Here is a 13,110-nt window from a genome sequence, read left to right on the forward strand (position 1 = left end):
CCTATCACAGCGGCTGCCCCTGCCCAATGAAGCGCAACTCATGAGATGGGCCGTCACTGCAAACCGCAGTGACGGCCCCGCCGACGCCTCAACATCACGGGCAAATTCTGAATCCTAAAACGTGCGGCATACATGATGATGCCCCCATACACTGGCCCAGCAAAAACCTAAGACGACAGGTTCGAGAGTCGTCACCCCAACAGCGCAAGACTCCTGCGAGCGCTGATCCAACAGGATGGAGTTAGCCAGGTATGCAAGGCTCCAGAAGCATACCGACCCATACCCATGGGACGGAGCCGCCTTTGTCTGTAGACCTATTCCCTAATATGCCGCTACTACGCTGTCCCAAATAGCGGACCTTTGCGCAATAGCGATGCCTCCACTTAACAATCCCATCCATTCCTTGGAGTACTCATCAACATTAAAAACTAACTCATCCCGCTCCACCTCCGTCCGACCTTCCAGCAGGAAGAAAGACGGACGTCTCAGCCGAGACACCGGTGTTTCCTGAACACCACGCCCCCTGCCCCTTCGGGGATCTCGCATAGCGAGTTGGCACCAACACTTACCAATGATTTTCAGGAAAGGACAACAGCACAAAACAAAGCTATTGAGTGGATGGGATATGGACGATTTGACCTACACCCTGCGGCAACTTTGCCGGCGCAATCGCGATGGCAGTCACAACACTCAGGCCGACCGTATCCGCTCATTGGGGCTGATCGCTCGCCAGCTGCGTGAGGTTGGCTTCCGCCAGATGAAAGCCCCCTCGCTCAAGGGCAAACACGTACTGGCACTGCTGGATCGATGGCAAGGCGAAGGCCTGTCAGTAGGCACCATCAAAAATCGGCTTGCGCACCTTCGATGGTGGGCTGAAAAGATCGGCAAGGCTGGCATTCTCCCCTCGGACAACACGCAACTGGGTGTGGCCGAACGGCGCTTCGTCACTAACATCAGCAAAGCTCAGGAACTGGGAACAGACCTTGGCAAGATCACCGATGCCCATGTGCGCATGAGTCTCCAGCTTCAGTCGGCGTTTGGATTACGCCGTGAAGAAGCGATCAAATTTCAGCCTAGGTATGCGGATCAAGGAGATCACATTCTCCTCAAGGGCTCATGGACAAAGGGTGGGCGTGATCGCTCTGTTCCGATCACTACTTCGCAACAGCGCGAGGTGCTGAACGCGGCACATCAGTTAGCGGGAGCCAGCTCATTAATCCCGGCCCAGAAAACGTATATCCAGCAGAGAAACACCTACGATGGTCAGTGCAAGGCAGCAGGCCTGAGCCACATGCATGGGCTGCGTCATCATTATGCACAAAGCCGTTACGTAGCTTTGACAGGATGGAAGGCACCGGCGGCAGGAGGAATATCGGCCAGGGAGTTGACCCCAATGCAGCGCTCTCAAGACCGTACTGCTCGCCAAATTATCAGCCGTGAACTCGGGCATGAGAGAACACAAATTACCGCGACTTACCTCGGTCGGTAGTTCAGTGCGTTCGACGTCAATACTCAACACCCCGAATCTGAAGGTGGTGGTGAGCGCAGACAGGGAGAAGCCTCATACAACATTAGGAAACAGTCGAAAACCGATTACCGGATTGACAGCTAAAGGCCTCAGGGGCATTTTTGCTATGCATCTAGTTGATTCGTTCAGCACCCCAAGCCGCCAGGATCTTCAAGACGGCGCTGCGGTTCTCCGCAGGATCCACCAAATGACCGCATAGCTTCCGGCAGCGCGGACAGTCGACTTGAATGTCGATGGAAGCATGACTTTCCCACCCACGACGGGCCTTTCCCGTCGTGGGGAAGGCCTTTTTTTATTTTTGGAGGCCTTAATGAAAATGGAACTGGCGATGTATCAGGCACTGCGTGCAATCGACGTACCTGAGCTCAAAGCCGAAGCTGTTATCCAAGCATTGGAATCTGACATGCTCACACTACTCGCGACGAAAAGTGATCTCGCAAGTCTCGCTGCCGAAATCGGCAAGGCGACTGCTGAAATCGCTAATACTAATCATCGGCTGACTGCAGAGATCGCTAAATCTGATCTCAAGTTGTCCATTCGTATGGCTTCCATGCTCGCCGTGACGATCGGCATCTTGATCGGGGCGATGAAAGTCTTCTTATAGTGTTCTTAGCGATTACATAAACCACGAAAATCACCTGTCTTTCGACAGGTGATTTTTTTGCGAGTCTTGGCTACGGATAAAACAAGGAGTTTGACTAATCATCCCTCTAGGCTCCCTTGCCCACCGTCATCTATCTGAGCATCGCTTTCTCTTGGGGATGAACCGGCTCGGTTATGCCAGCTTAGTAGACAAGCTTGCCCTGTTGGCCCGTGCCTCCGTTGGCCGCCGAAAAAAAACGCCAACAGCGTTTTTTTGACATCAGCAAATTCAAGGGCAACCTATCATCGGCGCATGCTATTTTTCGATTACTTTTCACCGATGTAGGTCAGGGTGTCTCAATGCCGGAGCTCACCACAGTTGACATTTCACTTGACAACTGTTTAGATTCTTAAAGATAGTGCTTTAATGCGTTAAAGGCTCACCAGCTACCAACAGGACGGCTGGCTACGCCAGCCGTCCTGTTGGTAGCTGGTGAGCGAAAAACAACCTTTTTCGCACAGAATGTTCGCAGGGCGATACATTTCGTCGGTTAAAGCTTTGCAATTACAGCCCTTCTCCTGTAAATGCGCAGACTGAATGTGCTAACCTCAAATTCAAGTCCATTTCACCCGTATGGGTACATTCGCCATGATCAGCGGCCACCAGCATTCAAATGACCTTAGCTTTGCGGAAATGATGAGCCTCAAAAGCAGCTCACGTGACCGTCAGGTTGATGCTGTCTATGCAGCTGACCCTCAGATGCTTGAAATGGCTGCTGCCCGTGCCAAAGCTGTCCTTCGTGGCCACTCTGCTTCAATCGCTCGCCCCCAACGATTCTCTGCGCTAAGTAACTGATGCCCGAAACGGTAAACGAAGACGCTCCGTTCGCCCTACTTGAACGTTCAGAGCTCTTCGCTTTCCTGCTCGATCTAATTCAGCGTGTCTACCGCCCCTCAATTCAATCAGCTGTCACCGATTACGGCCTTGTGATCGTTGGCGGGCAATCGCTTACGCTTTGGGCCCGGCAATACCTCATCGACGAAATGACAGGTGAGGATGTCGGATTCGTCACCAGCGATGACTTGGACTTTATCGGCAAACCCAACTCTATTGATTATTGCGCCGAGATGATGGGGGTTCCTTTTCGCAGGGCGAAGATGGACGACAACACGATAAATATTGCCGCCGCGTACATTGACTGGGATGACGGTAAAGAGGTCATCGTCGATATCCTGGAAATGGACAGCGTCGGGGGCGCGCCCAAGAAAGAAATTTTCAAGTACTTATCCGTTCTGGATATCGAAGGCGTGCAAGTCGCCGTCATCGACCCCATCACATGCCTAAAGTCTCGCCTGTTCAACCTATTTGCTTACTGGCAGGATCGGCGGCACAGGGAATCCGTGCGGGTGACGATCGCACTTCGCGCCTCGAACCATTACCTGCGCGACCTGCTTGTACATGACGGATACCGAGCCATATCAGAACATATCCGACGAATTAAGGCTTTGGCCCTGACACCGCTCGGCAAACGTGTTTATGTCGAATATGGAATCGACGTGCTGGACGCCATTCCCTATGATCCGGCGCTGTATCCAGCTGCCTACACGGACCGGGAGCGACCGAACATGCTTCACCAAATTGGCGATGTACGCCGACGAAAGTTAATTCAATACCAACGATTCGCTTGCGGTCCTATTCACCCTAGCCATCTTCAGCCCGCCGCAGTAAACGATCCTAGATAAAGGATTCGGACAACGCGAAACTTGCGCTTTGTTATTGCCTCAACTCATCTTACCCACAGCTTCAGCCACCAAAGTCTGATCTTCCACCGTGCCATCATCAAACAAGGTACATTTACGCCCATCGAGCACGATCAGCAGTGCCGGAATGGAGCGACCAGGCCGGCTTGAAAGGGAATTGGGGTTATGGACAAAAAGTCGCTTTCCGAGCGGGACATATGCAGCAAATACATCGCCCCAGCCGTTCAACAAGCTGGATGGGACATGCACAAGCAGGTGCGCGAGGAAGTCAGCTTTACCAAAGGCCGCATTATCGTCCGAGGCAAACTTCACAGCCGTGGTGAAGCACGCCGCGCAGACTTCATCCTCTACCACCAGGCCAACCTACCTATCGCTGTAATCGAGGCGAAGGACAACAAGCACTCCGTTGGCTCCGGCATGCAGCAAGCCCTAGGTTATGCAGAGGCGCTGGACGTACCGTTCGTGTTCTCCAGCAATGGAGATGGCTTCTTGTTTCACGACCGCAGTGGCACAGGCAGCCAGGTAGAAACCGAACTCACCCTTGATCAATTCCCCAGCCCTGCCGAACTTTGGCACCGCTACTGCCAGTGGAAGGGGCTGGATACAACAGCTCAACACAAGATCGAAGCACCCTACTACGACGACGGTTCCGGGCGCATGCCGCGCTATTACCAGATGAATGCCATCAACCGCACCGTCGAGGCAGTGGCGCGCGGCCAGGACCGAATCCTGCTGGTGATGGCCACGGGTACCGGAAAAACATACACCGCCTTCCAAATCATCTGGCGGCTGTGGAAATCAAAACAGAAGAAACGCATCCTGTTTCTGGCCGACCGTAACATCCTGGTCGACCAGACCAAGAACAACGACTTCAAGCCCTTCGGCCAGGCGATGACCAAAATCGCCAAACGCCAGATCGATACCTCCTACGAGATCTACCTGTCGCTCTATCAGGCCGTCACCGGCACTGATGAAGAGATGAACATTTACAAGCAGTTCTCCCGCGACTTCTTCGACCTGATCGTGATCGACGAATGTCACCGTGGCAGCGCCTCCGAGGATTCCGCCTGGCGCGAAATCCTCGATTACTTCTCCAGCGCCACCCATGTCGGCCTCACCGCCACACCGAAGGAGACCAAAGAGGTATCGAGCATCACATACTTCGGTGAGCCGATTTACAGCTACACCTTGAAGCAGGGCATCGATGACGGCTTCCTCGCTCCCTATAAAGTTGTGCGCATCGACTTCGACAAAGACCTGCAAGGGTGGCGTCCGCCCAAGGGCATGCTCGACAAAAACGGCGAACTGATCGAAGACCGTATCTACAACCTCAAGGACATGGATCGCACCCTAGTCATTGAGGCGCGCACCCAACTGGTGGCACAGAAGGTTACCGAGCTCCTCAAAGCCACCGATCCGTTTCAGAAAACCATCGTCTTCTGCGACGACATCAACCATGCGGAGCGCATGCGCCAAGCTCTGGTCAACCTCAACCCTGAACGTGTATCCGAGAATCGCAAGTACGTTATGCGTATCACCGGCGATGACCAGGAAGGTAAGGCCGAACTGGACAACTTCATCAACCCGGAAGAGCGCTACCCGGTCATTGCCACCACCAGCAAACTAATGACCACCGGCGTCGATGCTCAGACCTGCAAGCTGATCGTGCTCGACCAGCACATCAAATCAATGACCGAGTTCAAGCAAATCATCGGTCGCGGCACTCGCATCAACGAGGACTACGGCAAGTACTGGTTCACCATCATGGACTTCAAAAAAGCTACCGAGCTATTTGCCGACCCGGCCTTCGATGGTGATCCAGTAGTGATCTTCGCCCCCGACGTTAATGACTCGCCCGTGCCACCAGACGATCCGCAGGGAGATGAAGACGGCATCATCGCCGGCAACGATAACAACGGTGATGGACTGGAGTTTACCGGCGAGGAAGATGGCAAAAAACGCATTAAGTACGTGATCGACACCGTCCCAATTTACGTCGTTGCCGAGCGCGTGCAGTACTACGGTCCGGATGGACGACTCATTACCGAATCGCTCCACGACTACACCCGCACTTGTGTAAAAAAGCAGTTCACCTCGCTAGATGACTTCCTCCGGCGCTGGAGTGATGCCGAGCAAAAGAAAGTCATCATCGAGGAGATGGCCATACAGGGCGTGATGTGGGAAGCCTTGGCCGAAGAAGTGGAAAAGAAACAGGGTAAACCGCTCGATCCGTTCGACCTGATCTGCCACGTCGCCTTCGATCAGCCGGCCCTGTCACGCCGCGAGCGAGCCGAGCAGGTGAAAAAACGCAACTATTTCGCCAAGTATTCTGGCGCAGCCCGCCAGGTTCTAGAGGCCTTAGTGGATAAGTACGCCGATACTGGCGTCGAGCATATCGAGGACATCAAAATCCTGCAGCTCGACCCATTCAGCCAGTTCGGCGCGCCCATGGAGTTGGTCAAAGCCTTTGGCGGCAAGGCTGGCTACAACAAAGCTATCCACGAACTGGAAGACGAGCTTTACGCAAGCTAAGGGCTACGCACCGACGACATGCCAAAGCAGCAGTCCACACTATCCGGTAGAATTTCGCCCCCCCTTGCGGCACGCGTTGAGAGAACTTCATGTCCATTAGCTCCACCATCAAGTCCATCCAGGACATCATGCGCAAAGACGTTGGCGTAGACGGCGACGCCCAGCGTATCGGCCAGTTGGTTTGGCTGCTGTTCCTGAAAATCTTCGATGACCGCGAGCTGGAGTGGGAGCTGATGGACGACAACTACCGCTCGCCCATTCCCGACAGTTGCCGCTGGCGTAACTGGGCCGCCGATCCGGAAGGCATGACCGGCGATGCGCTGAAGGACTTTATCGACAACAACCTGTTCCCCCAGTTACAGAACCTGCACGAGTACAGCAATACGCCATCGGCCTTCGTGGTGCGCAGCGTGTTTGAAGATGCCTACAACTACATGAAATCCGGGCAACTGCTGCGCCAGGTGATCAACAAAATTCAGGAAGGCGTGGACTTCAACAAGGCCCAGGAGCGCCACGAGTTCGGCAATCTCTACGAGCAACTGCTGCGCGACCTGCAGAACGCCGGTAACGCCGGCGAGTTTTACACCCCTCGTCCGGTCACCGAATTTATGGTGCGCATGGTCGATCCGAAGTTGGACGAAAAGGTCATGGACCCGGCCTGCGGCACCGGCGGCTTCCTCACCTGTGCCATCGAACACAAACGCAGCCGCTATGTAAAAACCGCCGAAGACGAACGGACCCTGCAGGCCAGCATCTTCGGTGTGGAGAAAAAGCCGCTACCGCACCTGCTTGCCACTACGAACATGATCCTGCACGGCATCGAAGTGCCGAATCAGATTCGCCACGACAATACCCTGCGTAAACCACTGATCAGCTGGGGACCGAGTGAGCGCGTGCACTGCATCGTCGCCAATCCACCGTTCGGCGGCATGGAAGAAGACGGCATCGAAACCAACTTCCCAGCGGCCTTCCGCACTCGTGAGACGGCAGACCTGTTTTTAGTGTTGATCATGCAGTTGCTGAAAGACGGTGGCCGCGCCGCCGTGGTGCTACCCGATGGCTTTCTGTTTGGCGAAGGCATCAAAAGCCGCATCAAGGAAAAACTGCTGACCGAGTGCAACCTGCACACAATCGTTCGCCTGCCAAACGGCGTGTTCAACCCCTACACCAGCATCAAGACCAACCTGCTGTTCTTCACCAAGGGCACACCGACTAAACAGGTGTGGTTCTACGAACACCAGTACCCGACCGGCGTAAAGAACTACTCCAAGACTCGCCCCATGCGTATCGAAGAATTTGCCGTGGAACAAGACTGGTGGGGCAATGAGGTCGATGGTTTCGCCGCGCGGGTTGAGAACGAATTTGCCTGGAGGGTCGGCATTGAGGAACTGCGGGCGCGCAACTGGAACATAGACTGCAAGAATCCGCATATCGGCGAGCAGATAATCCATAACCCAGACAAGCTGCTGCGTAACTACGCAAGCTTGCAAGGCGAAATTAGCGACCTCCGCGAGCAGCTTAAATCCGTGCTGGCTGAAGCCTTGGAGCGCCAGGTATGACGGCGTTGCTGACCGATAACTTGCTACTGTTGGCCGGTGCACCGAATGGCATCAAAAAGCTGCGTGAGCTGATTCTAGAGCTGGCGGTTCGCGGGAAACTGCTTGCGCAGAACTCAGATGATGAACCTGCCTGTCAGTTGCTTAAGCGTATTGCCAAGGAAAAGGCGCAGCTTGAAGTTTCGGGGAAAATTAGAAAGCAAAAACCACTGTCACAGATTTCTGAAGAAGATCGGCCATTCGAGTTACCGGCAGGATGGGCTTGGATTCGCCTTGCTGACATCGCATTCTCGCAGGCTGGGTTCGCTTTCAAATCTAATGGTTTCAACCAAGCTGGCCTTGGACTGCCTCTGATTAGAATTAGGGATGTAGGGCAAGTTTTTTCTGGAACCTATTACGAGGGTGATTACCGGTCAGAGTTTCTGGTTGAACGCGGTGATTACCTAATAAGTATGGATGGAGAATTTCGCGTTGCTGCTTGGGAAGGTGAAGCTTCACTTCTGAATCAACGAGTCAGTCGCTTGGTTTTCTTTGGTAAAGAAATTGCCTGTCGATTCATCGCAGAGTCTTTACAGGCCCGACTGCTAGAACTTCAGGGCGTCAAGGCTTATACGACTGTTGACCACCTTTCAGGCGGACAAATTTCAGAGTCGGTTATTGCGCTGCCGCCGCTCGCCGAACAACACCGCATCGTCGCCAAAGTCGATGAACTGATGGCCCTATGCGACCACCTGGAAGCGCAGCAGACCGATGCAGAAAGCGCCCATGCCCAACTGGTGCAGGCACTGCTCGACAGCCTGACTCAAGCCAGCGACGCGACCGACTTCGCCACCAGTTGGCAACGCCTTGCCGAACACTTCCACACCCTGTTCACCACTGAACCCAGCATCGACGCCCTCAAGCAAACCATGCTGCAACTGGCTGTTATGGGAAAATTGGTACCCCAAGCCCCCAACGATGAACCGGCCAACGAGTTGCTTAAGCGGATTGCTGAAGAGAAAGCGCGGCTAGTGGCGAAGGGCAAGATCAAAAAACAAAAACCTATCGCCATGCTATCTGAGAAGGAGCAAGCATTTGGCATTCCAGCAAGATGGTCTTGGGCACGACTTGGCGATTTAAGCGTCTTGATAACGAGCGGCTCACGCGGTTGGAATGAGTACTACTCGGACTCAGGCTCTACTTTTATCCGTTCGCAAGACATTAAGACTGACAAACTGAAGTTCGATAATCGCGCTTTCGTTCGTCTCCCTAAGTCGGCCGAAGGTATTAGGACAAGAGTTGAGCTGGGCGATCTTTTAATTACCATCACTGGCGCCAACGTAGCTAAGGCAGCAATAGTTGAGGATTCTCTTGATGATGCATATGTGAGCCAGCATGTGGCTTTGATAAGGCTTGCTAATCGATCATTTGGAGTATTCATACATAAATGGCTTACTAATTCGCATGGTGGTAGAGCTTTGCTACTCGAAAATAGCTACGGAGCCAAACCGGGTCTTAATTTGAATAATATTCGAGATCTGCCGGTGCCGGTGCCCCCTATAAGCGAACAACACCGCATCGTCGCAAAAGTCGACCAGCTAATGGCCATATGCGACCAACTCAAAACTCGCCTAACCCAGGCCCGTCAGTTGAACGAGCAGTTGGCAAACACCCTAGTCGAACGAGCCCTTGCCGACGATGCCCAGCAGGCTCCCGTTGCCACGGAACAAAAAGCTGCTCGCACCCTGCTCGCTGCCGAAGTCACTCACAGGCTTCACGCCCAGCGCACCTTTGGCCAGCGCAAACTGCAGAAGGTGGTTTACCTAGCCGAGCATGCAGCTAGGCTCGCTACGATTCAAGGCAGTTACTTACGCAACGTGGCTGGCCCCCATGATCGCCAACTGATGAACCAGATCGAGGGTGAGCTGCAAAACCATCAATGGTACGAACGCATCGAGCGAGAGACCGTCGGCCATGCCTACCGCCCGCTTTCGCAGGCGGGACAACATCGCCAGGCGTACACCAGCGCTTGGTCAGCCACTGAGCGAGCCGCCATTGAGCAAATCATTGAGCTGATGCGGGACTGGGATACGGATCGCTGCGAGATGACAGTGACCCTCTACGCCGCCTGGAACGACTTTATTCTCGAAGGCCGCCCGGTTTCCGATGAAGCCATCGTGGACGAAGTCATGCATCGCTGGAACGACACCAAGCTGCGCTTTGGCAATTCCGAATGGTTGGCCGTACTCGCAGAGATGAAGAAGCAAAAAATCTTAATGCCCACCGGTTTTGGCAAACGCACCACAGGTGGCATGCTCAGCTTGCCCGGTTTCGAGTAAAGAAAAGCCTTTTAGCCGTGCTCTGAAAGATTCGGGTACAAAGCATGCGGCTTATTCCATCTCCTCGCGCTATTCCAGTTGGTATTCCAAAAAAATTTACAAACTCACATTAGTCAATTAAATCAAATATCTAAGAAACCAATTCAAATTACCCCGGCCCACCAACTCAACGACAAAGCCCGCCCAGTGCGGGCTTTGTCGCATCTGGAGATCGGGATTTGATCACCCGCTCGATTGGACGCGCGTGCCGCCCCGGATCTATGCTTCGGAGCACACTGGCAATAACCCAAGGAATCTCATGAACATCTGGCTCGGCGCCGTACTGGCTGCCCTACTTTCACTGTCTGCCCACGCCGCGACTACCGACGTCTCGCCAAGAATCCAGCAGGTCAATTACAAAAGCGGCTATGGCAGTGTGCAGTTCAAACAGTCGATCAAGGGCTATAAAACGGCTGAGTACAAACTCAACGCCAAGGCTGGGCAGATACTGACCGTGGACTTCAAGCCCACCAACACGTCTGCCTACTTCAACATCACCGCCAAAAACTCCGATTACGCTTTGTTCAACGGCTCGATGATGGGCAATCACTTTCTCGGCTCGCTGCCCGCCGATGGCGAGTACACGGTGCAGGTCTATCTGATGCGCAATGCTGCCCGGCGCAATGAAGTGGCCGATTACGCGATTTCACTGAGCCTCGCCAACGGCGACGCTGTGGATAACAACGCGGCATTCGACCAGAACCTGGAGCTGCAGGGCATCCACTTCCATGTAAAAGCGGATCAGGTCGATGGCAAATCCATCGTGCGTATCGAACCCAAGGGCCTGGAAATCGATAACACGGTGCAAACCCGTCCGCTCAACGGCAACATCGTCCGCGCCGAGATTGGCGACCTGAATAACGACGGCTCACCTGAGATCTACATTTTCACCCGTACGCCTGGACGCAGTATGCCGGGCGAACTGATCGCCTACTCCGCCAACAACAAAAAATCCCTGAGCGAAATCTATCTGCCGCCCATCAGCGAAAACCCGAAAATCGCCGACGGATATCAGGGTGAAGACTCATTTGCCGTAGTGGAGAACACGCTGGTGCAGCGCTTCCCGGTTTACAACAACGCCGACGCGGGTGCGGGCCGGACGGGGAAGATGCGGCAGGTTCAGTACAAGTTGGTGGCGGGAGAGGCCGGGTGGATTTTGCGTGAGGATAAGGTGACGGAGTATTGAGCCAGGCGCTCTTTCCAGTCGACAAGAAAGAGCTCGCTGCAACGAGCGTTTCTAAACTCACAGCCCCCGGCAGTTATCCATTCATCGCTCTCACTTCCTACATTTCACGTCCTAGGAAATTTCCCTCAACACGCGTCGACTTTCATGAACTGGTGCACCAATTTCCACGGCGCTACCCTCCACGCTTCGCTGCCATCCAGCGGGCGGTTTGCCAGGCCGCAGCCGCCGAGATCGTTCACTCCACGGAGCTACGTCATGAAAAAAATCACCCGACTTACGCTTGTCGGTCCGGTCCCGGCCGACGCGCCAACGCCCGGCCAGAAAACCCACGCCAGCGTCACAGGCTCAAACCAAAGAAAACCCCGCCGTACCGTGCCACTCAAGCAAATGTTCAGCGTGCGCGAAGATGTCGACACGATGACTCTGCTCACGCATGCCAGTGATCTTCTCGAATCCCTCGCGCTCATCAGCGCAAACTTTGCGGATGAGTGCGACGGCTCCCAGCGCCATATTGCGGTGGCCATCAAGCAATTGAGCGCATTGGCCGAGATTGTGGTTTGCCGGGCACGGGATCAAGTTGTGCAGCAGGGATCGCCCGCTTCACCGCCCCCTGAAGTGCGCCATTGATGATTGAAGTGGGCGCGGACCGACCGCTGATCAGACCGGGTCAGGGCAGCTCATCGAGATGAATTTTTCTTCACTGCTGCGACTCAGCCAACGTTGTAAAGTCCGCTCGCTCATTCAAGAAACTACGGTTCGCCCGCGGCTCTCCCGCGGGCTTTTTTTTGCCTGTTGTCTGGCTCCCTTCAGAAAACCGACTCACCTGAGATCCCCCCACAACTTTCCGTGCAGGAGCAGGCAATTCACAACCCGTTTGTATTTTCCGGCGCCCCGGGCAATTCTGTCCTTTGACACCCCTGCCCGGAGCGACCGATGCCGTTGTTGACCCTGCCCTGCCAACGCCTGACGCTCGCCATCCTTGCCCCGGATCAGGCAGAACTGGAAAGCGATTTCTATCAACGCAACCAGCGCCACCTCGCGCCATGGTCGCCTATTCGTACGACCGACTATTTTTCCACTGCACAGATTCGCAGTCGTCTCGAAATCCAGGCCAGCGCCTTCGACGCCGGGTTGGCGATGCATTTCGCGCTGCTGAGCGCGGACGGCCAGCGGATGATCGGCGCCTGCAATTTCAGCGGCATCATTCGCGGGGCGTTTCAGGCGTGTTATCTGGGGTACCACATCGACGCAACTGAGCAAGGCCAGGGCCTGATGCAAGAAGCGCTGGAGACCGGTATTAGTTACATGTTCGAGACCCAGAACCTGCACCGGATCATGGCCAATTACATCCCCGGCAACGAGCGCAGTGCACGGTTGTTGGAGCGACTGGGCTTCGAGCAGGAAGGCTACGCCAAGGCGTATCTGAACATTGCCGGACGTTGGCAGGATCATGTGCTGACTGCGCTGGTCAATCCGGGCTTCGAAGCACCGGATCAGCGCTGGTCACGGCGGCTGGGGTGAGATTCACAATTTGTTCAGCATTGGCGGCTTATGGTCGGGCGGCGCGCTGATTCGTCAGCGACTGAATCAGTGTGGCGAGGGAGCAAG

9 protein-coding genes are annotated in these 13,110 nt (G+C 54.5%); all 9 read left to right on the top strand.

Features of this window, described 5'->3' with window-relative positions; translation table 11 throughout:
* The first annotated feature begins 625 nt into the window (after positions 1-625).
* The 9 genes from AB4P92_RS11435 (at position 626) to rimJ (ending at position 13,023) form a co-directional block, all read left to right on the top strand.
* Positions 626-1,489, top strand: coding sequence for a phage integrase N-terminal domain-containing protein (locus AB4P92_RS11435; RefSeq protein WP_395599380.1), 864 nt, complete (start codon positions 626-628; stop codon positions 1,487-1,489).
* Positions 1,490-1,838: 349 nt separating this feature from the next.
* Positions 1,839-2,132 carry a hypothetical protein gene (locus AB4P92_RS11440; protein WP_024617742.1) on the top strand — a complete coding sequence of 98 codons (294 nt, stop codon included), beginning with the start codon at positions 1,839-1,841 and terminating at the stop codon, positions 2,130-2,132.
* An 833-nt stretch (positions 2,133-2,965) separates the two neighbouring features.
* Positions 2,966-3,853 carry a hypothetical protein gene (locus tag AB4P92_RS11445; protein ID WP_395599381.1) on the top strand — a complete coding sequence of 296 codons (888 nt, stop codon included), beginning with the start codon at positions 2,966-2,968 and terminating at the stop codon, positions 3,851-3,853.
* Positions 3,854-4,036: 183 nt separating this feature from the next.
* Complete coding sequence (hsdR, locus tag AB4P92_RS11450) at positions 4,037-6,403, top strand: EcoAI/FtnUII family type I restriction enzme subunit R (RefSeq protein ID WP_395599382.1); 2,367 nt, start codon at positions 4,037-4,039, stop codon at positions 6,401-6,403.
* Positions 6,404-6,492: 89 nt separating this feature from the next.
* Positions 6,493-7,962 (top strand): N-6 DNA methylase, encoded by a 1,470-nt coding sequence (locus tag AB4P92_RS11455; RefSeq protein WP_395599383.1) that lies wholly within the window; start codon positions 6,493-6,495, stop codon positions 7,960-7,962.
* Positions 7,959-10,277 carry a restriction endonuclease subunit S gene (locus tag AB4P92_RS11460; RefSeq protein ID WP_395599384.1) on the top strand — a complete coding sequence of 773 codons (2,319 nt, stop codon included), beginning with the start codon at positions 7,959-7,961 and terminating at the stop codon, positions 10,275-10,277. Before AB4P92_RS11455 ends, AB4P92_RS11460 begins: the two co-directional genes overlap by 4 nt.
* Positions 10,278-10,575: 298 nt before the next feature.
* Positions 10,576-11,502, top strand: a complete 927-nt coding sequence (locus tag AB4P92_RS11465) for a hypothetical protein (protein ID WP_395599385.1) — start codon at positions 10,576-10,578, stop codon at positions 11,500-11,502.
* Between the two features lie 255 nt (positions 11,503-11,757).
* A complete protein-coding gene (locus tag AB4P92_RS11470; protein ID WP_047299677.1) occupies positions 11,758-12,129 on the top strand; it encodes a DUF6124 family protein in 372 nt (123 codons plus the stop codon).
* 306 nt (positions 12,130-12,435) lie between these two features.
* Complete coding sequence (gene rimJ, locus AB4P92_RS11475) at positions 12,436-13,023, top strand: ribosomal protein S5-alanine N-acetyltransferase (RefSeq protein WP_395599386.1); 588 nt, start codon at positions 12,436-12,438, stop codon at positions 13,021-13,023.
* Positions 13,024-13,110: the final 87 nt, after the last annotated feature.

This window comes from Pseudomonas sp. A0308, assembly GCF_044218815.1.
Classification (GTDB): domain Bacteria; phylum Pseudomonadota; class Gammaproteobacteria; order Pseudomonadales; family Pseudomonadaceae; genus Aquipseudomonas; species Aquipseudomonas iridis.